The following is a 20,609-nucleotide window of genomic DNA, read 5'->3' as shown; positions in this document are numbered from 1 at the left end:
CGTGGCTTGTCCTGGGTCCGGGATATGAGATGCGTGCCGACCTGCGGCCTGCGGGTGGAAACGAGAAACGGCCCGCTGATGACCAGCGGGCCGTTACCGAGGAAGAAGGCGTCAGATGGTGCCGACGACCTCGCCGGCGCCAGGGACGTCGCTCAGCGGACGCGTGGCGGGGCCGACGTAGTTCGCGCTGGGGCGGACCAGCCTGCCCGTGCGCTTCTGCTCCAGGATGTGCGCGGCCCAGCCGGCCGTGCGCGCGCAGGTGAACATCGAGGTGAACATGTGCGAGGGAACCTCGGCGAAGTCGAGGACCACGGCGGCCCAGTACTCCACGTTGGTGGCGAGCACCCGGTCGGGCTTGCGCGCGTGCAGCTCCTCCAGAGCCGCCGTCTCCAGTGCGGCGGCGACCTCGTAGCGAGGAGCGTCGAGCTCCTTCGCGGTACGGCGCAGCACGCGGGCGCGCGGGTCCTCGGCGCGGTAGACGCGGTGACCGAAGCCCATCAGGCGGTTGCCCTTGTCCAGCTCGCTCTGGACGTACTTCTTGGCGTCGCCGAGCTGCTCGACGCCCTCGATCATGTGCAGCACGCGGGCGGGGGCGCCACCGTGCAGCGGACCGGACATCGCGCCGACCGCGCCGGAGAGCGCGGCGGCCACGTCGGCACCCGTGGAGGCGATGACGCGGGCGGTGAACGTGGAGGCGTTCATGCCGTGTTCGGCGGCGGAGGTCCAGTAGGCGTCGATCGCCTTGACATGCTTGGGGTCGGGCTCGCCCCGCCAGCGGACCATGAACCTCTCGGTGATGGTCTTGGCCTCGTCGACCCTGCTCTGCGGCACCATCGGCAGGCCGAGGCCACGCGCCGACTGCGCCACGAACGACAGGGCCATCACCGACGCGCGCGCGAGGTCGTCGCGGGCCTGCGCGTCGTCGATGTCGAGCAGAGGCTTGAAGCCGTAGGCGGGAGCCAGCATGGCCAGCGCGCTCTGCACGTCGACGCGGATGTCACCGGAGTGGACAGGGATGGGGTACGGCTCCGCAGGGGGTAGGCCCGGCTGGAACTTGTTGTCGACGAGCAGACCCCAGACGTGCCCGAACGGGACACGGCCGACCAGATCTTCGATGTCGACGCCCCGATAACGAAGGGCGCCCCCCTCTTTGTCCGGTTCCGCGATCTCGGTCTCGAAAGCTACGACGCCTTCGAGGCCGGGTTTGAAGTCGGACATTCTCGGCCGCCTCCCTTTCTTGCCGTGTGGGCAATCCTGTTCTCATGGTCGCGGCCGCCTCGGAGCGTGTTCGCATCCCCGGAGCTCGTCCGCTTCTGTTGATGTCGAGATACCGGCGGGTCAATTTAACCCCCTAACCGGACGTGCTTCGTCTTCGGGCACGCCGAAACGCCATAGGCGCTGGTAGGGGGTTGTGTGTGGGATCGCCACCAAGCGCGCAAGAATACCTTCTCGTGGACGCACCATCGCTGGCGGGGCTCCGCCGTACCTATGAGGGACAGCCGTTGCTCGAATCAGACGTCGCGGCCGACCCGATCGCGCAATTCACCCAGTGGTTCGACGAGGCGCTCGACGCGGGGCTGCCCGAGCCCAACGCGATGGTGGTCGCCACGGCCTCGGCCGGGGGGCGGCCGAGCGCCCGTACCGTGCTGCTCAAGGGCTACGACGAACGCGGGTTCGTCTTCTTCACCAACTACGAGTCGCGCAAGGGTCGTGACCTGGCCGAGAACCCCCGCGCCTCGCTGCTGTTCCCCTGGCATCCGATCCGGCGTCAGGTCCGCGTCGAGGGCAGCGTGATCCGCCTGCCGCACGAGGACTCCGCCGCCTACTTCAACTCCAGGCCGTACGGCTCCCGCGTCGGCGCGTGGGCCTCGCGCCAGTCGGCCGTCGTGCGCTCGCGCGAGGAACTCGACGCCCGCTACGCCGAACTCGCCGCCCGCTGGCCCGAGAATCCGCCCGTCCCCGACTTCTGGGGCGGCTTCAGGGTGGTGCCGACCGAGGTGGAGTTCTGGCAGGGCCAGCTCGACCGCATGCACGACAGGCTGCGCTACCGGCGGGTTCACCCTGGTTGGGTATTGGAGCGACTCGCCCCCTAATGTGCCGTGAGTGGCTTTCGGGGATTTTGTTGTCGACACGCGCCCTCTTCGGGTCGCCGCCTACCGGCGGCTCTGGTGGGGACAGGCCGTCTCCCACATCGGGGTGGCGGTCACCGTGGTCGCGGTCAGCCAGCAGGTGTGGGACCTCACGAGGTCGTCCTTCTGGGTGGGGATGCTGGGCCTGGCCAACCTGATCCCCCTGGTCGTCTTCGGCCTCTGGGGCGGCGCGGTCGCCGACGCCATGGACCGGCGCAAGCTGCTGATCGTCGGCTGCGTGGTCGCGTGGGCGAGCACGCTGCTCCTCGTCGCCCAGGCGCTGCTCGGGCTCGGCAACGTCTACGTGCTCCTCGTCGCCGTCGCGCTGGGCGCGGCCGGGTTCGCGATCAGCTCCTCCACCAGGGGCGCGATCATCCCCAGGCTGCTCGTCCCCGAGTACGTGCCGGCCGCCAACGCGCTCAACTCGCTCGTCTTCAGCATCGGCGCGGTCTTCGGCCCGATGATCGGCGGTGTCGTGCTCGCCACGGGCGGGTTCGCCTCCGCGTACGCCATCGACGCCGTGCTGTTCAGCGCCAGCCTCTACGCGGCGCTCCGGCTGCCGACACTCGAACCGCTCGGCTCGGTGGTACGGCCGGGAGCCAGGGCCGTGTGGGAGGGGCTGCGCTTCATCACGGGCAGTCCCGTCCTGCTGATGTCCTTCGTCGTGGACATCATCGCCATGGTCTTCGCGCTGCCGAGGGCGCTGTTCCCCGAACTGGTCGCCGAGCGCTTCGGCGGCTCGATGATCGCCCTGGGCTGGCTGACCTCGGCCATGGCGCTCGGCTCGGTGGTGGGCGCGGTGTTCTCCGGCTGGGTCGGCACGATCAGGCGGCAGGGAGTGGCGCTCGTCGTCGTCATCGCGGTGTGGGGGCTGGCGGTGGCCGCGGCGGGGATGGCGCACGAACTGTGGCTGGTCGTGACGTTCATGGCCGTCGGCGGCATGGCCGACGTGGTGTCCTCGGTGTGGCGGCAGTCGATCCTGCAGCTCCACGCGCCCGACGAGATGCGCGGGCGGATGCAGGGCGTGTTCATGGTGGTCGTGGCGGGCGGGCCGCGGCTGGGCGACCTGCGCGCGGGCGCCACCGCCACGGCCTTCGGCCTGACGGGCTCGTGGGTGGGCGGGGGCCTGGCGTGCGCGCTGGCCGTCCTGCTGGTGGGGCTGGCCGTACCGGCCTTCAGGAACTACAGGAGCGGCGGGCGAGAATGAGGTCGGACAGGAAACCCTTGTAGGCCTCCTCGCGGTCGGGCGCGCGCAGGACGGCGGAGGGATGGATCGTCGCCACCGCCAGCGCCTCGTCGAGTTCCAGCACCTCGCCGCGCCGCTGGGTCACTCTGAACGCCGGGCCCAGCAGGGCGCGGGCGGCCGTCGCGCCGAGCACCACGACCATCTTCGGCTTCACCAGCGCGAACTCGGCGGTCAGCCACGGCGTGCAGGCCTCGATCTCGGCGGCCGTCGGCTTCTGGTGGATCCTCCTCTTGCCCTTGAGCGTGAAGGAGAAGTGCTTCACGGCGTTGGTCAGGTACACCTCGTCCCTGGCGATGCCCGCCTCCTCCAGACCCCTGTCCAGGATCCGGCCCGCGGGGCCCACGAAGGGGGCTCCCTTGCGGTCCTCCTGGTCGCCCGGCTGCTCGCCCACGATCAGGAAACGCGCCCCCTCGGGCCCTTCGCCGAACACCGTCTGGGTGGCGTTCCGATAGAGCTCGCAGCCCCGGCAACCGGCCGCCGCACTCCGCAGCTCGGTCAGGGTGAGCCGCTCGGGAAGGAACGGGGCCGCCCCGGTGTTTCCGTCCTTTGCCATCGTCGGTCGTTCTCCCACTAGGGTTTCTACGGCTTCTGTGCCCCATGACCGACGTAGCATTCAGGACGGGAGGAGCCTTGACCGCACACGGCTTGATCGATACGACGGAGATGTACCTCCGCACGATCTACGAACTCGAGGAAGAGGGGATCGTTCCCCTTCGTGCGCGCATCGCCGAGCGGCTCCAGCAGAGCGGCCCCACCGTGAGCCAGACCGTGGCCCGCATGGAGCGCGACGGGCTGGTCCGTGTCGAAGGCGATCGCCACCTCGCGATGACCGACCTCGGCCGCACCCTCGCCACCCGCGTCATGCGCAAACATCGCCTGGCCGAATGCCTGCTGACCCAGGTCATCGGGCTGCCATGGGAAGAGGTGCACATCGAGGCGTGCCGCTGGGAGCACGTGATGTCCGAATCGGTGGAGGAGCGGCTGGTGAAGCTGCTGGACAACCCCACCTTCGACCCCCATGGCAACCCGATCCCCGGGCTGGAGGAGCTGGGCGCCGCGGGCCCTGAGGCCGAGGCGTGGTCCGCCTTCCCCAGCATGGCCGATGTGGCGGGACCCAGGGATGTACCCGTAGTCGTGCGTCGAATTAGCGAACAAGTGCAAAGCGATCCCGCTGTGATGCTTAAACTCAAGCAAGTTGGGATACAACCCGGACGCGAGGTGACGCTCGCGGCGAGCGACGACGGTGTGCGGGTGACAGGTGATAACGACGCGACGAACACTCCCGCGGAGCTTCCGCGTGAGGTTGCCGCGCACGTATTCGTCTCCAAGCGCTGACGGCGGCGCTGCTGCTTGGTTGAATCCCACATGGGAGTCCCTCCACTCCCCGGACACGACTGTTGCAGGAGCGCCCGTGGTTCGCTTTGCGCACATGCCTCCCCGAGGAGTGGTCGCCGGATGAAACGCTGGGGGGATCTGTCCCAGGAAGCGGCCGACTTCTTGTCGGCGTCGTCGGTCCTCGACCACGCAGAGATGGCGGTCGTGGTCACGGATCGCTTCAGCAACCTGCTCTACTGGAACCCGTTCGCGGAGAAGCTGTTCGGCCGTCAGGGCAAGGGGTCGGTGCGAGAGGGCTCCGTCCTCTCGCTCGGGATCATGGAGAAGGACCACCCGCTCGCCGTCGAGCTGGCCAAGCACGTGCTCAAGGGCGGCGTGTGGGAGGGCACCTTCGACGTCAAGCGCGGCGACGGCACGATGATCTACGTGCGGGCCCAGGCCGTACCGCTCAGGCACGACTCCGGCTCGGTGACGGGCATCGTCATCACCGCCCGCGAGGCCATGCGCAGCAACGAGCGGGAGAAGGACCGCTTCGGCCTGCTCGAGCGCATCGGCGAGCGGCTGGCAGGCTCCCTGTACGTCGAGGAGACGCTCAAGCGGGTCGCCGAGATGCTCGTGCCCCAGTTCGCCGACCACTGCTTCATCGAGCTGATGGAGGGCGAGCGGCTGGTGCGCAGGGTATCCCAGCACGTGCAGGGATGGACCCCGCCGCCCGACACGTGGAAGCCGGTCGGCTCGGAGATCCGCTACCCGGCGGGCCACTACGCCGACACCGCGATGCGCCGCCAGGAGACGATCCTGGTCGAGGACTTCGCCTCCAGCAGCTTCCCCAGCCCGCACGAGGGCAGCGCGCGGCTGTGCGGTGAGATCGGGATGACCTCCGCCGTGGTCGCTCCGCTGTGCGTGCGCGGCGAGACGCTCGGGCTGATGTACCTCGGCCTGTCCAACCTCACCGACCGGCGCAGCCCCCACTACGACGCCTTCGACCGTGACTTCGTCGGCGCCATCGCCACCAGGGTCGCCCTCGCCGTCGACAACGCGCTGCTGTTCGAGGAGGAGCGGCACACCGCCGAGTCCTTCCAGAAGCACCTGCTGCCCAGGGCTCTGCCCACCCTCGACGGGCTCGACATCGCCGTCCGCTACTACCCCGCCGCCCCCCTCGCCTCGCACGGCCAGGGCATCCAGACCCAGGTCGGCGGCGACTGGTACGACGTGATCCCGCTGTCGGCCGGACGGGTCGGCATCGTGATCGGCGACGTCGAGGGACGCGGCGCCAAGGCCGCGGCCATCATGGGCCAGCTGCGGGCCGCGCTGCGCGCCTTCGCCCAGGACGACAAGCCGCCCGCCGAGATCCTGGCCAGGCTCGACGAGTGGACCCGCATCATCGCCACTCCCGAGCAGGACGAGTCGGGCGCCGACATCAGCGTGCCGCCGATCGTCACCTGCCAGTACCTCGTCTACGACGCGTGGTCGCGGCAGCTGTCCTTCGCCAACGCCGGCCACGCGCCCCCGCTGCTGCTGCACGACGGCCAGTGCCTGGAGATGAACATCGAGGAGGTCGGCCAGCCGCTCGGCGTCCGCGCCAAGGGCATGCACGCCGACCTGGTCTACAAGGAGGAGTCCCGCACGCTGCCGCCCGGCGCGGCCCTCGTCCTCTACACCGACGGCCTCGTCGACCGGCGGCCGGGACGCGACTTCGGCGGCCGGATGCCCTCCGACGAGGAGACGCTGGCCATCCTCCAGGAGAAGCTGGCCGCCTGCACGAAGGAGAACGTCGAGCGCATCGCCGACACCGCGACCCGCGCGGTGCCCGGCGAGATCGACGACGACATGGCGATCCTGGTCCTGCGCGCCAGCCCCGTCGACCTCGACGTCGAGGAGCGCGACTTCCCCGCCCAGCCGATCATGGTGGGCGAGGCCCGCAGGATGGCCGCCGAGGCCTTCGCCGGCTGGAACGTCCCCGAGGAGCGCGCCGAGCTGGCCTGCCTGCTGGTCTCCGAGGTCGTCACCAACGTCGTGCTGCACGCCGCCACCGCGAGCATCCCGCGCAGGGAACTGGTCGTCGAGGGGCCGCCGCTGCCGTTCGAGGAGTCGTGGGACGTGCCCGGCTTCGAGGAGGAACTGGTCGGCGACAAGACGTTCACGCTCAGGCTGCGCAGGGGCGAGGAGTCGGTGTGGGTCGAGGTGTTCGACCAGGACCTGCGCCTGCCGCGCATCCGCAGCGCCGGCGAGAACGACGAGGGCGGCCGCGGCCTCTACCTGGTCGACCAGCTCGCCAAGCGGTGGGGGTCGCGACCCACCAAGGAAGGCAAAGCCGTCTGGTTCGAGATTCCCATGCGCAGCAGGTGAGTGGTTCACTCGATGGCATGGAGCTGGCCTTCGAGCGGCGCGGCAGCGGCCCGCCGCTGATCCTCGTCCACGGCATCGGCCACCACTGGCAGGCGTGGTTGCCCGTCATGGACCGGCTCGCCGCCTCCCGTGACGTGATCGCCATCGACCTGCCGGGGTTCGGGAACTCGCCGGAGCTGCCGGCCGGCACGCCGTACACGGCGGAGTCGCTGGCGGACGCGGTGGAGTCGTTCTGCGCGCTGCTGGACGTGCGGGAACCGCACGTGGCGGGCAACTCCCTCGGCGGCTACCTCGCGTTGGAGCTGGCTTCCAGAGGGGTGGTCCGTACGGCCACCGCGCTCTCTCCCGCGGGGTTCTGGTCGCGCAGTGAGCTGTTGTGGTGCCAGAACGTGCTGCGCTCGATGCGCGCCTCGGCGGAGTCCGCCTCCAGCTCCCACAGGCTCGGCCGCCTGATGTCCTCCGAGGCCTTCGGCCTCGCCGGCGCAGCGCTCCTGGTCGCCCACCCGTCACGGCTCGACCCCGTCGCCCTCGCCGCCGCCACCCAGGCGCTCGCCTCGGCGCCCGGCTTCCACCCGACGCTGGAGTCGTTCTCCTGCGTGATGCCGCCCGCGCCGCCGAAGGCGCCGATCACGATCGCGTGGGGCGCGCGCGACCGGCTGCTGCTCCGGCGGCAGGCCGTCAGGGCGGCCAAGTGGTCGGGACAGCGGGTGAAGCTGCTGCACGGCTGCGGGCACGTGCCGATGAGCGATGACCCCGAGCTGGTCGCCAGGGTCATCCTCGAAGGGTCTGCCCCCAGATGGCCAGCATGACGATCACGAACACGACGACCACGCCGACGTAGCCGACGGGGCTCAGTCGCAGCGCTCGCCGTACGCGATTGAGGGCCCAGGCGAACAGCAACGCCAGGAAGACCAGGAGGATCAGGCCGCCGTCCATATGGACCAGTATGGGCTAGAAGTCGAAGGAGCGGCCGATAATCTCCTTCATGATCTCGGTGGTGCCGCCGTAGATGGTCTGCACCCTGCTGTCCACCCACGCCTTCGCGACCGGGTACTCCATCATGTAGCCGTAGCCGCCGTGCAGCTGCAGGCAGCGGTCGATCACCTTGTTCTGCAGCTCCGTCGTCCACCACTTCGCCTTCGCCGCGTCGACCACCGACAGCCGCCGGGCGTTGAGCGCGGTGATGCACTTGTCCACGTAGTGGCGGGCGATCTCCGTCTCGGTGGCCAGCTCGGCGAGCACGAACCGGGTGTTCTGGAAGCCGCCGATGGAGCGGCCGAAGGCCTGGCGCGTCTTGCAGTACTCGATCGTCTGCTCCAGCACCGCCTCGGCCGCGGCGACCGCGCCGACCGCGATGGACAGCCGCTCCTGCGGCAGGTTGTTCATGAGCTGGAAGAAGCCCTGGCCGTCATCGGCGCCCAGCCTGTTGGTCACGGGCACCCGCACGTTCTCGAAGAACAGCTCGGCCGTGTCCTGCGCCTTCATGCCGATCTTGTCGAGGTTCCTGCCGCGGGTGAAGCCCTCCATGCCCCGCTCGACGACGAACAGCGTCGTCCCCCTCGCGCCCTGCTCCGGATCTGTCTTGGCGACCACGACGACGAGGTCGGCGTTGATGCCGTTGGTGATGAACGTCTTCTGCCCGTTGATGACGTAGTGGTCGCCCTCGCGGACGGCGGTCGTCCTGATCCCCTGCAGGTCGCTGCCGGCGCCCGGCTCGGTCATCGCGATCGCGGTGATCAGCTCGCCCGTCACGAAGCCGGGCAGCCAGCGCTGCTTCTGCTCGTCGTCGGTGAGGTCGACCATGTAGGGGGCCATCACGTCGTTGTGCAGCGAGAACCCGAGTCCTGACGCCCCGGCGCGGATGATCTCCTCGACGATCACCGTGTTGTACCTGAAGTCGGTGACGCCCGCGCCGCCGTACTCCTCGGGGACGGAGAAGCCGAACATGCCGATCTCGCCGGCCTTCTTCCACACCTCTCTCGGGACGATTCCCTCCTTCTCCCACCGGGCGTGGTGGGGGAGGACCTCGCGGGCCATGAACTCGCGCACGGTCTCCTGGAAGAGCAGGTGCTCCTCCTCGAAGAGGTCTCGCTGCATGTGTTGCCTCCATGGTGGGGTACGGCAACAGAATACGATTCTGTTCGCTGGTACGGCGAGATCCCGCCGCCATGCCGTCCGGTGGAGCACCGGTCAGGCGTCGCGGAGCCGTAGCAGCAGGCCGGCGCCGAGAAGGGCCGCGAGCGCCCAGCCGGCCAGGACCGAGAGGCCCGCCCACGGGCCGAGGGGAAGGGCGGACAACTGCGTGGTGGCCTGGATGGTGAGCCCCGCGTTCATCGGCGAGATGCTGTACAGGAGCCGCTGCCCGTCCGGGTCGGAGATCAGGTGCATCACGACCGTGGGGATGTACAGCAGGCCGAGCACGGCGCCGATGGCCATCGCGGAGTCGCGGACGGCGGTGGCGACGCCGAGACCGAGCAGCCCGACCAGCGCCAGATACAGGACCGACCCGGCCGCCGCGCGCAGCGTCGGCCCGTCCGCCAGGGACAGCAGCTCGTGGCCGTGGGCGGGGGTGAAGCCGCCCAGGGGCAGGATGAGCCGTCCGGCCAGCACGGAGGCGAGGACGGCGACGGTCCCTGCGGCGAGCGTCAGGCCGGTGAGGACGGTCGCCTTGGCGGCCAGGACGGTGGCCCGGCGCGGGATTGCCGTGAAGGTCGTGCGGACCATGCCGGTGCCGTACTCGCCGCTGATCGACAGCACGGCCAGCATGGCGACGAGCGCCTGGCCCAGCTGGACCCCGATGAGGCTCAGCTTGGGCACGTCGTAGGCACACCCTTCGGCGGGGCAGGTCACGGCCGCGCTCGACACGGCGCTCACGGTCACGGTCAGCGCGACGATCGCCAGCAGCAGCCAGCCGGTGCCCGCGACGGTGCGCGCCTTCGTCCACTCCGCGTGCAGCGCGCGTCTCATGCCCGTCTCCCTTGCGGCCCGGCGGCGGTCGGGTTGTGCGCGCCTCACGCGTCCCTCCTTCGCAGCCGGACGACCGCCAGGCCGAGGGCGAGCGCGGCGTAGGCGCAGAGGACGGCGAGCCCCGCCCACGGCGGCAGCGGGAAGTAGCCCATCTGCGGCGCGTAGTGGCTGAGCACCTGCGGGTACTCGGGGACGCTCTGCTGGATCGCGAAGCCGGCGGCGGGAGTGACCCGCAGCAGCCACTGCGCCACGCCCAACGGCAGGACGGAGGTGGTGGCGAGGATGTAGGGCAGGACGATCACCGCGATGGCGGTGATGACCGCCACGGCGCCGCGCCGGAACAGGGCGCCGAGCGCGAGGGCGAGGACGGCGGTGGCGGCCAGCAGAGCCGCGGTGCCGACGATGACACGCAGTTCGGTGAACCAGGACACAGGGAGGATCTGGTTGCCGTTGGCGCGCAGGATCGAAAGGCAGACGGGGACCGTGACGGCGACGGCGGCCAGGCCGGTGGCGAAGGTGACCGTGCCGATCACGAGGGCCTTCGCGACCAGCACCCGGCCTCGGCGCGGGCTGGCCAGCAGGGTCGTGTGGATCAGGCCGCGCCGGTACTCGGCGGCGACGAACCCGACCGCGACGACGATCACGACGATGAGGCCGGTCAACGCCCCTGAGAGGGTGCGTTCGACGGGCTGGGCGTACTCGGCCCCCGCCGGTCCGACGTCGCCGACCCCTGTCACGGCGAACCTGCCTCCCGACTCGACGAGCCTGCCCGGATGGTGTGGCGTCCCGTCGAGCTCCGTCGTGACGCCGATGTCGTCCCTGCTCCAGGCGCCACGAGCGCCGCCGCCCCGCAGGCTGACCTGGTCGAAGACGCCGGTGGCCTCGGTGAAGCGGGACGCCGCGATGGCCCCGCCGAGAACGTCCTGGGTGACGCGCAGGTCGCCGGGGGAGGTGGCGAACAGCCCGATCCTGACCGTGGCGGGCAGCCCCGGCAGGCGGGCGGACCCGACCTCGGTCCACCGCCTGCCGTCCGGGGACTCGTAGCCGGTGAGCGTGTCGCCGGAGCGGGTCAGCCGCAGCCAGCGGGGGGCGGTGGCGGAGACGCCGCCTGGACGGCCCGCGACGTCCTCGGTGAAGTCGTGCTGCATCCGCACCCCGTGCGCGCCGGTGAGCATCACCGCCGCGTAGGGCGATCCCTGCGCGGTGCTCTCCTTGACCATGAGTCCGGCCTTCGCCCACGGCACGAGACCCGCGACGACCCGACGGACCCCCGGGTTGGCGTCGGGCAGGCGGATCTGGCCGGTCAGGGAGGTCAGACGGGCGGTGATGCCGCCGTCTCCGGTCAGCGACTGGTGCACGAGGTAGAGCCGGTCGTTCACCGCCTCGCCGCCCGGCCCCGTCGGCAGGGCGGGACAGGGCACCTCGACGGGACCCTTGCTGCACGACATGTGGCTGCCCGCCGCGGACAGCAGCCCGAGCCCCAGGACGACCAGCGCGGAGAGCGTCATGCCGATCACCCAGCCGCGGACCGTCCTGAACTTGGTCCACTCCGCCAGCAGCAGGCGCCCGAAGCCGTCGCGCCCCGCCCGCAGGCCCGACCGGTAAGGGGTGACGGTGGTCATCGTGCCGCCTCCCGCCCCGTCGCCGCGCGGAACTCGACCGCGTCCCTCGTGAGGTCCATGTAGGCCTCTTCGAGCGTCGCGCGGTGGGCCGCCACCTCCGAGAACGGCACCGCGTGCGCGCTGAGGACCGCCACGACCCGCTCGGCGGTCAGCCCCGAGACGATGATCGTGTCGCGGTCCGTGACGGCCACGGCGGCGCCGGCGTGCGTCAGCGCCGTCACCGCCTCGGGGCGCGCCGAGGTGCGCAGCGTGACCCTGCCGTCGGAGGCGGCCGCGATCAGCTCGGCGACGCTGGTGTCGGCGACGACCCTGCCCCGGCCGACCACGACGAGATGGTCGGCCGTGTCCTGCAACTCGCTCATCAGGTGGCTGGACACCAGCACGGCGCGGCCCTCGGCGGCCAGCGACCGCAGGAAGCCGCGCATCCACACGATGCCCTCGGGATCCAGGCCGTTGGACGGCTCGTCGAGCATGAGCACCGGCGGGTCGCCGAGCAGCGCCGCGGCGATCCCGAGCCGCTGCCGCATACCCAGGGAGTAGCCGCCCGCCTTCCTGCGGGCCGCGGACCGCAGCCCGACCTGCTCGATCACCTCGTCGACCCGCCGGGCGCCCAGCCCCTGTGAGTGGGCCAGCCACAGCAGATGGTTGCGTGCCGTACGGCTCGGCTGCAGTGCGGCGGCGTCCAGCAGCGCCCCGACGTGGTGCAGGGGATCGCGCAGGCTCGCGTACGGCCGCCCGCCGACCAGCGCGCTGCCCTCGTCGGCCGCGTCCAGGCCGAGGATCACCCGCATCGTGGTGGACTTGCCCGCGCCGTTGGGGCCGACGAAGCCGGTCACCTGCCCGGGGGCCACGACGAAGGACATCCCGTCCAGGGCCATGGTCTGGCCGTACCGCTTGCGCAGCCCGGTGACCTCGATGGTTGCTTCCATGCCAGGAAGGTTAGGCAGCGGCGAGGGGCGCGGTCGTCCCGCCGCCGAGCCATCTTCGCCGTCACTGGCGCCAGGGACGCGGTGTCCCTCCCACGAGGGATGCCAGAACGCGGGGAGGCCGACAGAATGACGTTCGTGGAGGTGGCGGACATGCGGCGAGGCGGACGGGCCGCCAGGTGGGCGCTTCCCCACGCGCCCGTCGTGGCGAGCGTTCTGCTGGCGGTGCTCGCGCTGGCCGAGTCGATGGTGCACGCCCGCGGCGCCCGGCTGGTGTCCTCCTTCGGGTACACAGTGGCCAGGCCGGTGGGCGAGACGCTCGCCCACACGGGTGGCGCGCCCCTGGTGGAGAACGCGCCCACCGGGCTGTACTTCGTGGTGTTCGGGCTGCTCGGCCTCGCCACCACGCTGCCGATCGCGCTGCGGGGACAGCAGGCGGTGGCCGCCGTGGTCGTCTCCGCGTCGGTCGTGCTGTCGCTCGTGGCCTTCCAGACGCTGACGGTGGCGGGCGTGGTCGCGCAGTTGGTCGCCGGGTACCGGCTGGGCCGTACCGGCTCGCGGTGGCCCGCTGTCCTTCTCGCGGCGCCGTACGCGGTGCTGGCGCTGGCCGACACGGCAGTCGGCGCGGCACGGGTCCACACCCTGCTGCTCGCCTGCCTGGCCCCTGCGGCGGCACTGGCGGGGATCGCCAGGCGGGCGCAGCACGAGGCCGAAGGGAACAGCGCCGCCCGGCAGGTGGTCGCCGACAGCCTGCTGGAGCACACCGCGCGCGGCGAACGCGCGCGCATCGCCCGTGAGCTGCACGACGTCGTCGCCCACCACATCTCCATGGTCGCGGTGCAGGCGGAGACGGCAAGGCTGACCACCCCCGGGATGCCGGACGCGGGCGCGCAGCGGCTGTCGGCCATCGGCGACACCGCCAGGGCGGCGCTGACCGAGATGCGGCGGCTGCTCGGGGTGCTGCGCGAGGACGCAGGAGCGGAGGCGGGGGAGCGCAGGCCCCAGCCTGGCCTGCGCCTGCCGGAGCTGATGGGGCTGCTGGACGAGTCCCGCGACGCGTCGGGCACCGGCGTCCGCCTCATCCTGTACGGCACGCAGGTCACGCTCGATCCCGGCGTCGAGCTCGCGGCCTACCGCATCGTGCAGGAGGCGCTCACCAACGCCAGGCGGCACGCGCCAGGAGCGGCCGTCGACGTCGAGCTGCGCTACACCGGCGAGGCGCTGAGCCTGCGCGTCCGCGACAACGGGCCTGGCCCCCGCGACGCCGTACCTGGAGGTGGGCACGGGCTGTCCGGCATGCGCGAACGCGCCGCGGCCGTCGGCGGCGAGCTGCGCACGGGTCCGGCCACGGGCGGCGGCTTCCTCGTCGAGGCACGCCTGCCAGGGGCGGCCGGATGACCGCCACACCGCCGGCCGTGCGCATCGTCGTCGCCGACGACCACCTGGTCGTCCGCACCGGATTCGCCGAACTGCTCAACACCCAGCCCGACTTCGACGTCGTCGGCACAGCCTCCGACGGGGCCGAGGCCGTACGGTTCTGCCGCGAGCTGTCGCCCGACGTCGTCCTCATGGACATCCGGATGCCGGGCACCGACGGCATCGAGGCCACCAGGCAGCTCGCCGGCTCCGCCGCCGCGGGTCCCCGCGTGCTCATCCTGACGACGTTCGACCTGGACGAGTACGTCTACGACGCGCTGCGCGCCGGAGCGAGCGGCTTCCTGCTCAAGGACGTCACGGCCGAGCGGCTCTTCGACGCGGTACGCGTCATCGCCGCCGGCGAAGCGCTCCTGGCCCCGGCCGTCACCCGCCGCCTCATCAGCGAGTTCGCCCAGCTGGGCCCCAAGCCCGCGGCCTCGGCCGCGCTCACCACGCTCACCCCTCGCGAGACGCAGGTCCTGCGCCTGGTCGCCGAAGGGCTGTCGAACCCGGAGATAGCGGGCCGCTTGACCGTCACCGAGGAGACCGTCAAGACGCACGTGAGCCGCGTGCTGAACAAGCTCGGGCTGCGGGACAGGACACAGGCGGTCGTGGCCGCCTACGAAAGCGGGCTGGTCGTCCCGCGGTCCCGGCCTTTCTGAAGCGAACATGATCACCCGATGACCGTGATTGACACGGTCGGACACGGCTTCATCACAAGTGTCATTCGCCGCCCGTTTCGCCTGTGTCCCAGGTGCTTGAAACCTTAAGATCTCCTCTTGGCTTTCTGTGAGATCGGAGTGTGCGGTGGCTCGATGGCGGAGCGCTTTAGCAGCCGGATCGGTGGGGCTCGTGGCCGGCGTATGCGTGGTCCTGCCGTCAACACCCGCGTCGGCCGCGCCGGCTGACCTGGTCATCGACTACGACTGCTACGACGTCGGCAACGCCTACTCCATCGCCAAATACGCGCCGGTCAGGCTGCGGACCCGGCTGACCTTCGCGACGGACCTCGTCGTCGGCGGGGCGCTCGACCTGAAGTGGTCGATCGCCTACAAGGACGGCAGCCGCTTCTCCTCGCCCGGCTACTACGCCAAGGGCGCGCAGATGAACGTCCTGGGCAACGCCCAGATCACCGGCGCCTGGCAGGGTGTGCTCCAGCCCACGGGTGCCACGACGATCGCCAACGGCCTGCGCATGGACGACCCGCTCGCGCTGCCGGCGGGCATCGCCGACCCCGGGCAGATCACCAGGGCCGGCGTGATCAAGATCGAGCCCAAGGACATCGTCGTCGACTTCGCTCCGCCGGACGGCGAGGCGACCGTCAACAACGGCAACGACGACGACAACCCGCGCAACCACACGATCACCTACAACGGCGCGTGGACCGAGTTCAACGACCGGCTCTCCTCCGAGCACCACGTCCACAACGACTACCACGAGACCGCGCAGCAGGGGGCTTCGGCGGAGCTGAAGTTCATCGGCACGGGCGTGCAGTACATCGGCCCGCACGACCGCGAGGGCGGCCCCGTCAAGGTGTACCTGGACGGCGCGCAGCGGGCCGAGGTCGACCCGTCGAGGGACGCCAACGACGACCCGGTGAACGAGGTGCGCAACGGCGGCTTCACGCTGTGGGAGTCGCCGCAGGACCTCGCGTACGGCGAGCACACGATCAAGATCGAGAACGGCAGCACCAGCAAGGCGTGGCTCGACGCGTTCCGGGTGACGACCAACACCTCCAAGGTGCCCACGGACTTCCACCGGGCCTCGTGCAAGCTGGTGAGCGCGCCGGTGGCGGTCGAGGTGACGGTCAGGGACAAGCCCGGCACCTCGCCGACGCAGTCGCCGAGCGGGTCGCCTTCGGCTTCGCCGTCCGCCACCCCCACGCAGACGCCCACAGGGACGACGACCACTCCGGGCAACAACAACGGCAACCACAACAACAACGGGAACCAGACCACGGCCGACCGGCTGGTGTCGGTGCACGGCAACACGACGGTCACCGCCACGCCGACGGCCAAGACGTCGACGGGGCCCACGGCGACCACCTATATCGCCGCTCAGGTGAAGAAGACGCCGTCCGGCGGCGTGCCGTCCGGACAGGCGCCCGAGCCTTCACGGCAGCCGTACGCGCTGATGGCCGGCGGCGGCGTGCTGCTGCTCGGCAGCGCGGCGGGCGGACTGGCCATGAGACGGCGGCGGGCCGCGCACGCCGGGAACCTGCGCTGAGGGAGGGCGAATCATGACCGAGCAGAAGTCGCTGCTGAACAAGGCCCTTCCCGGGCTCCTGATCGCTGGGTCGCTAGGTGGCGTGGCGGCCATCATGGCGGGGCTGCTGTCGTTCATCACGCCGGTCGACGACGGATCCGACGGCGCCGCGCCTCTGGCGCAGGCGGGACAGGACCCCGAGACCGTCGCCATGTACAACGTGGCCAACTCGTTCGTCCTGCCGTCGGTGGGGCCGGGCGGGCCGAACTCGCCGCTGGCGCCCGCCGTGCTGACCGCGCCGCCGCCCGCGCCCGCGGGTGCCGTCGTCGCGCCCATCAAGCCGAACGCCAAGGCCAAGCCGCTGCGCATCAAGATCCCCAAGATCAAGGTCAACGCGCCCATCGGGAGCGTGACCGTCGACGCCAAGGGCGAACTGCAGGCGCCGCCGCTGAGCAAGCCGAACCTCACCGGTTGGTACCGCTTCAGCCCCGTGCCAGGCGCGAAGGGCCCGGCGATCATCAACGGGCACGTGACGACGAAGAGCGGCGCGGCGGTGTTCAGGCGGCTGAAGGAACTGGCCAAGGGCGACCAGATCTACGTGTACCGGACCGACGGCAAGGTCACCCGCTTCACGGTCAGCGGGATCGAGCAGGTGAAGAAGTCGGCGTTCCCGACCAAGCGGGTGTACGGGAACACGGACAACTCCCAGCTGCGGCTGATCACGTGCGGCGGAATGGTCGGCGGCAACGGCCACTACGAGGACAACGTCGTCGTCTACGCCACCCTGTCGAAGAAGAAGGGGTGACGGCAGGGAAATTTGTGCTGAATTTTGGAGTTTCAAGACGATTCACAGGGACAGTTCGTAGGATCTCTACCGAACCGTGACCATGGACTGGAATCCTGTTACGCCAGTTGAAGTGGTCACCTGCTGTTGAAACGGAGAGAGACAGTGCTGAAGTCCGTGGCGCGGCGCCGCCTCGCCCTGAAGACCTCCGCCCTGGGCCTCGCGGGAACGCTGGCTCTCTTCGTCGGATCGATCGCCGGCCTGGCAACCCCAGCCGAAGCCTCCACGGCCGCTCGTGCCGCGGACCAGACGATGACCATCCCCTTCAACTGCACGGGCGGTGCGTTCGAGGGCCCCGGCACGGTTCAAGTCAAGATCACAATGCCGGACAGTGTGGCGACCGGCACGACGACCGTGCCCATCAAGTGGGAGTTCGTCACCGCGAAGGTGAAGGACAACCTCACGGCTCAGGCGAAGGTCGAGGTGGAGGCCGATCTCGACGTCACCGGAGTGAGCACCTCGGGCTCCGACCTCGTGTGGGACCAGGAGTACACGTTGACCAGCGGGGTGAACGCCGGAGCCTCCGTCCCGATCCCCGCGAAGACGGCGAACGGGACGCTCACCGCGGGTGCCACGTCCGTCGTCGCCAAGCCCCTCACGCCAGGGACGTCGCCCAGCCTCGACCTGGTCGTCACACCGAGCACTGGGACAGCGGCCCTGACGAGCGCCTGCACCGCGCAGACTTCGACCCCGGCGAGCTTGACGACCACGGTCGGCGGGACCGGCGGCGGCACCGGCACGCAGGACATCGTCACCTACAGGTGCACGGGGCCGGGCACCACGGACACACAGGATGTCCAGATCAAGGTCGAACTGACCATGCCTACCACCGCCAAGACGAACGAGCAGTTCTTCATCGGGTGGAAGGGCACCTACGTCACCGGCAAGGAGCTCAAGGCGCCGACCACCGGCACCCTGAGCGCGAAGATCTTCCCCTACGCCACGCTCACCGGTATCACGAACCTGACCTCGGCCACGGGCGAGGGTGTCACGGGAACCGTCACGGCCGGCCAGATCATTCCGCTGCCCACCAGCGCCTTCAACATGAAGACCACATCCGCGAATGCGGGCACGGCGACGGTGAAGCCGGGAAACGTCAACTTCGGATCCAACGCGGCTAGCGGGACCGACCCCGCGATCCGTTGCGAAGTCCAGAACGCGGCCAACCTCAAGACCTACACCCTCACCGTTGGCACGGGGACGGGTACGACGCCGTCGCCGACCCCGACGCCCACGCCGTCGGCGACGCCGAAGCCGACCCGTACCGTCACCGCGACCGTCACCCAGACGCCCGTCGGGGCGGGCAACGGCAAGGTGACCAAGACGCCGAAGGGCGCCGCCGAGACCGGTGGTGGTGGCGAGCTGGGTCCTGACGGGCGGATGTTCGTGGTCACCGGTTCGCTGATCGTGCTGGCCGCCGCCGTGGGCGGGCTGGTGCTGCGCCGCCGTACCACGTCTCGGGGCTGACCCGGTGAGCGGGCAGTACCCCGAGCCGCACTACGACGATCGCGGCAGCCAGATCCTCAGGTCGACGCTGATCTTCGCGGCGGTGGCGGGGGTGCTGACCGTGGTCGTCGGGCTGGTGTTCATGCTGATGAGCCCCGAGGAGTACGGCCTGGCGGAGGGACGGCAGTCGCTGTCGCTGTCGAGCCAGCCGGACGCGATCGCTCCGGGGGGTGAGCCGAAGCAGGTGCTGTTCGAGGCGCCGCCGACGGCGCCGCCGCCGCTGCCTCAGGTGGTTCCCGCGCCGCCGATGCAGCCGTCGAACCCGATCAGGGTGGTCATCAAGCGGCTCGGCATCAACGCGCCCGTCACGTCGGTGGGCGTGGACAGGAAGGGCGCGATCCAGACGCCGCCGATCGACAACCCGAACCTGGTCGGCTGGTACCGGCACGGGTCCACGGCGGGCGAGGCGGGCCCCGCGGTCATGCTGGGGCACAAGGACACGCGCACCAGGAGCGCGGTGTTCAGCAGGCTCGGTGAGATCCGCAACGGCGACGTCATCGAGGTGAAGCGGCGCGACGGCACGACGGCCGTGTTCACCGTGGGCGGGGTCGAGCAGGCGGGGAAGGCGACCTTCCCCACGCAGCGTGTGTACGGTGACCAGGCCAACGCCCAGCTGCACCTGATCACGTGCGGCGGGATCTATAACCGCTCCACGGGTCACTACACCGACAACATCATCGTCTACGCGACGATGACGAGCTCGCACCGCTCCTAGGCGGGCGGTCAGAGGCGTTCGGCGAGGTCGCGCAGGTCGTCGGCGCGGAGCACGCGGGCGGGTGTGGCGCCGGGCAGCGGGACGTGCAGCGGTTCGAGCCAGCGGCCGGGGATCGCGTCGATCCCGTGGACGGCGCCCGCGAGCCCGCCGGTGACCGCGGCGACGGTGTCGGTGTCTCCGCCGACGTCGACGGCCGCGCGCAGGGCCTCCTCGTACGACGAGGTGGTGCGCACCGCCCACACCGCCGAGCCGAGGCACGGCCAGACGGCGCCGTTGAGTTCGGTGGCCTGGTCGGGACGCCATCCGGGGGCGAGGACGACCGCGTAGCGCTCCCGCTCGCCGGGGTCCACGTGGGCGAGGATGTCGGGCACCGCGGCGAGGGGGTCGTCGCCGTCCAGCGCGATCCGCACCAGGTCGTGGAAGATCGCGGTCCCCTCCCACGCCGCGGGGTCGCCGTGGGTGAGGGCGGCGATGCGCCTGGCGGCGTCCATGGTGGCGGCGCGGCCCGCACTCGCGAAGTGGACGGCCGGCGGGGTGGCCCGCATCAGCGAGCCGTTGCCCGCTGCCCGTCCGGTCGAGCGGAAGTGAGCGGCCGCGGCCTGGTCCCATGGCAGGCCGCTGGTCAGCACGGCCTCGGTCTGGAGCCCGATGTCCTTCGGCTCGGCCGCCGCCCAGCGCAGGAACCGGTCGAAGACGTCGGCGAGGTCGAGCTTCCCGCGTTCGAGCAGCGACTCGGCGACGTGGACGGCCATCTGCGTGTCATCGGTCGCCTCGCCCGCCTCCCAGCCGCCGCCGGGACGCATCTCCCCTGCGCCGGGGAACGCGGAGGAGAACGCGCCCGCGGGTCCGAACTCGTACGGTGCCCCCAGCGCGTCGCCGACAGCCGATCCGACCACCGCGCCCACGGCCCGCCGTACCCGATCCATGCTCGTCCTCCCTCTCGAGACCCTGATCCTTTCTACCCGACGATAAATAGGTTGCGGGGGGTACGAGAGAGCACCTAATGTCGTCGACATGCGCCTTTACCAGTAATGCGCGGGGCTGACCTGATCAGCCGACCGCCTCTCAGCAGTCAGACCTCGTCCGTTCAGACGCGGCAGCTGAGCTTGCCAGACCGGCCATCTCCCTGATGCGGCCGCGTCGCAAGTCGCGTAAAGGAGCATTCTCATGCGAGTTCGTTCAGGCAAGAAGAATCACGGCACCGCCCTGCCAGGCAGGGAGATGCCGCAGGTTCCCCGCCAGATGCCCAAGATGCCGCAGCGGCCCATCGCGCCGCCGCGCCGCATCCCGCCCAAGGGGCGGTAGTGGGCGGTGGGGGGGGGGGGGGGGGGGGGGGGGGGGGGGGGGGG

20 protein-coding genes are annotated in these 20,609 nt (G+C 70.7%); 12 read left to right on the top strand and 8 right to left on the bottom strand.

Features of this window, described 5'->3' with window-relative positions:
- Window positions 1-111: 111 nt before the first annotated feature.
- On the bottom strand, window positions 112-1,218 hold the full coding sequence (locus tag AC3EO4_RS48960) for a citrate synthase 2 (protein WP_379573090.1): 1,107 nt from the start codon (window positions 1,216-1,218) through the stop codon (window positions 112-114).
- A 233-nt stretch (window positions 1,219-1,451) separates the two neighbouring features.
- Here AC3EO4_RS48960 and pdxH point away from each other — a divergent pair, with 233 nt between their 5' ends.
- Together pdxH and AC3EO4_RS48950 are read left to right on the top strand one after the other, a co-directional pair.
- Window positions 1,452-2,093 carry a pyridoxamine 5'-phosphate oxidase gene (gene pdxH, locus AC3EO4_RS48955; protein ID WP_379573089.1) on the top strand — a complete coding sequence of 214 codons (642 nt, stop codon included), beginning with the start codon at window positions 1,452-1,454 and terminating at the stop codon, window positions 2,091-2,093.
- A 10-nt stretch (window positions 2,094-2,103) separates the two neighbouring features.
- Window positions 2,104-3,336 (top strand): MFS transporter, encoded by a 1,233-nt coding sequence (locus AC3EO4_RS48950; RefSeq protein ID WP_431902894.1) that lies wholly within the window; start codon window positions 2,104-2,106, stop codon window positions 3,334-3,336.
- Here AC3EO4_RS48950 and AC3EO4_RS48945 read toward each other — a convergent pair.
- Complete coding sequence (locus AC3EO4_RS48945; protein ID WP_431902893.1) at window positions 3,305-3,928, bottom strand: UdgX family uracil-DNA binding protein; 624 nt, start codon at window positions 3,926-3,928, stop codon at window positions 3,305-3,307. The two genes, AC3EO4_RS48950 and AC3EO4_RS48945, sit on opposite strands and share 32 nt — an antisense overlap.
- A 77-nt stretch (window positions 3,929-4,005) precedes the next feature.
- Here AC3EO4_RS48945 and AC3EO4_RS48940 point away from each other — a divergent pair, with 77 nt between their 5' ends.
- The 3 genes from AC3EO4_RS48940 to AC3EO4_RS48930 all read left to right on the top strand — a co-directional run bounded on the left by AC3EO4_RS48940 (window position 4,006) and on the right by AC3EO4_RS48930 (window position 7,868).
- Complete coding sequence (locus AC3EO4_RS48940; RefSeq protein WP_379573086.1) at window positions 4,006-4,710, top strand: iron-dependent transcriptional repressor DtxR; 705 nt, start codon at window positions 4,006-4,008, stop codon at window positions 4,708-4,710.
- A gap of 120 nt (window positions 4,711-4,830) precedes the next feature.
- Window positions 4,831-7,059: an ATP-binding SpoIIE family protein phosphatase gene (locus AC3EO4_RS48935; protein WP_379573085.1), complete on the top strand. Its 2,229-nt coding sequence runs from the start codon at window positions 4,831-4,833 to the stop codon at window positions 7,057-7,059.
- A gap of 17 nt (window positions 7,060-7,076) precedes the next feature.
- Window positions 7,077-7,868: an alpha/beta fold hydrolase gene (locus AC3EO4_RS48930; protein WP_379573084.1), complete on the top strand. Its 792-nt coding sequence runs from the start codon at window positions 7,077-7,079 to the stop codon at window positions 7,866-7,868.
- On the opposite strand, the gene AC3EO4_RS48925 is transcribed toward AC3EO4_RS48930, so the two are convergent.
- The 5 genes from AC3EO4_RS48925 to AC3EO4_RS48905 all read right to left on the bottom strand — a co-directional run bounded on the left by AC3EO4_RS48925 (window position 7,831) and on the right by AC3EO4_RS48905 (window position 12,577).
- Window positions 7,831-7,995 carry a hypothetical protein gene (locus tag AC3EO4_RS48925; protein WP_379573083.1) on the bottom strand — a complete coding sequence of 55 codons (165 nt, stop codon included), beginning with the start codon at window positions 7,993-7,995 and terminating at the stop codon, window positions 7,831-7,833. The genes AC3EO4_RS48930 and AC3EO4_RS48925 overlap by 38 nt on opposite strands.
- A gap of 15 nt (window positions 7,996-8,010) precedes the next feature.
- Window positions 8,011-9,156: an acyl-CoA dehydrogenase family protein gene (locus AC3EO4_RS48920; RefSeq protein WP_431902891.1), complete on the bottom strand. Its 1,146-nt coding sequence runs from the start codon at window positions 9,154-9,156 to the stop codon at window positions 8,011-8,013.
- Window positions 9,157-9,249: 93 nt separating this feature from the next.
- The gene (locus tag AC3EO4_RS48915) at window positions 9,250-10,026 is read right to left on the bottom strand and encodes an ABC transporter permease (protein ID WP_379573081.1); all 777 of its coding nucleotides are present in this window, start codon (window positions 10,024-10,026) and stop codon (window positions 9,250-9,252) included.
- A gap of 44 nt (window positions 10,027-10,070) precedes the next feature.
- Complete coding sequence (locus AC3EO4_RS48910; RefSeq protein WP_431902889.1) at window positions 10,071-11,648, bottom strand: ABC transporter permease subunit; 1,578 nt, start codon at window positions 11,646-11,648, stop codon at window positions 10,071-10,073.
- Window positions 11,645-12,577, bottom strand: a complete 933-nt coding sequence (locus tag AC3EO4_RS48905) for an ATP-binding cassette domain-containing protein (protein ID WP_379573079.1) — start codon at window positions 12,575-12,577, stop codon at window positions 11,645-11,647. The genes AC3EO4_RS48910 and AC3EO4_RS48905 overlap by 4 nt, the downstream gene beginning before the upstream one ends.
- A 126-nt stretch (window positions 12,578-12,703) precedes the next feature.
- Between AC3EO4_RS48905 and AC3EO4_RS48900 the strand changes: the two genes are divergently transcribed.
- From AC3EO4_RS48900 to AC3EO4_RS48875, 6 genes are all read left to right on the top strand, one after another.
- Window positions 12,704-13,972, top strand: coding sequence for a sensor histidine kinase (locus AC3EO4_RS48900; protein ID WP_379573078.1), 1,269 nt, complete (start codon window positions 12,704-12,706; stop codon window positions 13,970-13,972).
- On the top strand, window positions 13,969-14,652 hold the full coding sequence (locus AC3EO4_RS48895; RefSeq protein ID WP_379573077.1) for a response regulator: 684 nt from the start codon (window positions 13,969-13,971) through the stop codon (window positions 14,650-14,652). Before AC3EO4_RS48900 ends, AC3EO4_RS48895 begins: the two co-directional genes overlap by 4 nt.
- A 190-nt stretch (window positions 14,653-14,842) precedes the next feature.
- The gene (locus AC3EO4_RS48890) at window positions 14,843-16,216 is read left to right on the top strand and encodes a hypothetical protein (RefSeq protein ID WP_488186383.1); all 1,374 of its coding nucleotides are present in this window, start codon (window positions 14,843-14,845) and stop codon (window positions 16,214-16,216) included.
- Between the two features lie 13 nt (window positions 16,217-16,229).
- A complete protein-coding gene (locus AC3EO4_RS48885) occupies window positions 16,230-17,000 on the top strand; it encodes a class F sortase (RefSeq protein ID WP_379573075.1) in 771 nt (256 codons plus the stop codon).
- A gap of 144 nt (window positions 17,001-17,144) precedes the next feature.
- Window positions 17,145-18,506, top strand: a complete 1,362-nt coding sequence (locus tag AC3EO4_RS48880; RefSeq protein WP_431902885.1) for a hypothetical protein — start codon at window positions 17,145-17,147, stop codon at window positions 18,504-18,506.
- A gap of 4 nt (window positions 18,507-18,510) precedes the next feature.
- The gene (locus tag AC3EO4_RS48875; protein WP_431902883.1) at window positions 18,511-19,260 is read left to right on the top strand and encodes a class F sortase; all 750 of its coding nucleotides are present in this window, start codon (window positions 18,511-18,513) and stop codon (window positions 19,258-19,260) included.
- A gap of 8 nt (window positions 19,261-19,268) precedes the next feature.
- Here AC3EO4_RS48875 and AC3EO4_RS48870 read toward each other — a convergent pair whose 3' ends face one another.
- Complete coding sequence (locus AC3EO4_RS48870) at window positions 19,269-20,186, bottom strand: ADP-ribosylglycohydrolase family protein (protein WP_431902882.1); 918 nt, start codon at window positions 20,184-20,186, stop codon at window positions 19,269-19,271.
- A gap of 241 nt (window positions 20,187-20,427) precedes the next feature.
- Between AC3EO4_RS48870 and AC3EO4_RS48865 the strand changes: the two genes are divergently transcribed.
- The gene (locus AC3EO4_RS48865) at window positions 20,428-20,565 is read left to right on the top strand and encodes a hypothetical protein (RefSeq protein ID WP_431902880.1); all 138 of its coding nucleotides are present in this window, start codon (window positions 20,428-20,430) and stop codon (window positions 20,563-20,565) included.
- The last annotated feature ends 44 nt before the right edge of the window (window positions 20,566-20,609 follow it).

The sequence above is a fragment of the Nonomuraea sp. bgisy101 genome, from assembly GCF_057708945.1.
The sequence above is the reverse complement of the archived record's forward strand: the minus strand, read 5'-3'. Positions and strand labels throughout refer to the sequence as shown.

What these genes read in the sequence shown, in the direction of transcription:
- AC3EO4_RS48900 (WP_379573078.1), top strand. Translation starts at nt 12,704, where the DNA reads ATGACGTTCGTGGAGGTGGCGGACATGCGGCGAGGCGGACGGGCCGCC.
- AC3EO4_RS48930 (WP_379573084.1), top strand. Translation starts at nt 7,077, where the DNA reads ATGGAGCTGGCCTTCGAGCGGCGCGGCAGCGGCCCGCCGCTGATCCTC.
- AC3EO4_RS48870 (WP_431902882.1), bottom strand. Translation starts at nt 20,186, where the DNA reads ATGGATCGGGTACGGCGGGCCGTGGGCGCGGTGGTCGGATCGGCTGTC.
- AC3EO4_RS48915 (WP_379573081.1), bottom strand. Translation starts at nt 10,026, where the DNA reads ATGAGACGCGCGCTGCACGCGGAGTGGACGAAGGCGCGCACCGTCGCG.
- AC3EO4_RS48920 (WP_431902891.1), bottom strand. Translation starts at nt 9,156, where the DNA reads ATGCAGCGAGACCTCTTCGAGGAGGAGCACCTGCTCTTCCAGGAGACC.
- AC3EO4_RS48910 (WP_431902889.1), bottom strand. Translation starts at nt 11,648, where the DNA reads ATGACCACCGTCACCCCTTACCGGTCGGGCCTGCGGGCGGGGCGCGAC.
- AC3EO4_RS48945 (WP_431902893.1), bottom strand. Translation starts at nt 3,928, where the DNA reads ATGGCAAAGGACGGAAACACCGGGGCGGCCCCGTTCCTTCCCGAGCGG.
- AC3EO4_RS48895 (WP_379573077.1), top strand. Translation starts at nt 13,969, where the DNA reads ATGACCGCCACACCGCCGGCCGTGCGCATCGTCGTCGCCGACGACCAC.
- AC3EO4_RS48960 (WP_379573090.1), bottom strand. Translation starts at nt 1,218, where the DNA reads ATGTCCGACTTCAAACCCGGCCTCGAAGGCGTCGTAGCTTTCGAGACC.
- AC3EO4_RS48885 (WP_379573075.1), top strand. Translation starts at nt 16,230, where the DNA reads ATGACCGAGCAGAAGTCGCTGCTGAACAAGGCCCTTCCCGGGCTCCTG.
- AC3EO4_RS48905 (WP_379573079.1), bottom strand. Translation starts at nt 12,577, where the DNA reads ATGGAAGCAACCATCGAGGTCACCGGGCTGCGCAAGCGGTACGGCCAG.
- AC3EO4_RS48865 (WP_431902880.1), top strand. Translation starts at nt 20,428, where the DNA reads ATGCGAGTTCGTTCAGGCAAGAAGAATCACGGCACCGCCCTGCCAGGC.
- AC3EO4_RS48925 (WP_379573083.1), bottom strand. Translation starts at nt 7,995, where the DNA reads ATGGACGGCGGCCTGATCCTCCTGGTCTTCCTGGCGTTGCTGTTCGCC.
- AC3EO4_RS48935 (WP_379573085.1), top strand. Translation starts at nt 4,831, where the DNA reads ATGAAACGCTGGGGGGATCTGTCCCAGGAAGCGGCCGACTTCTTGTCG.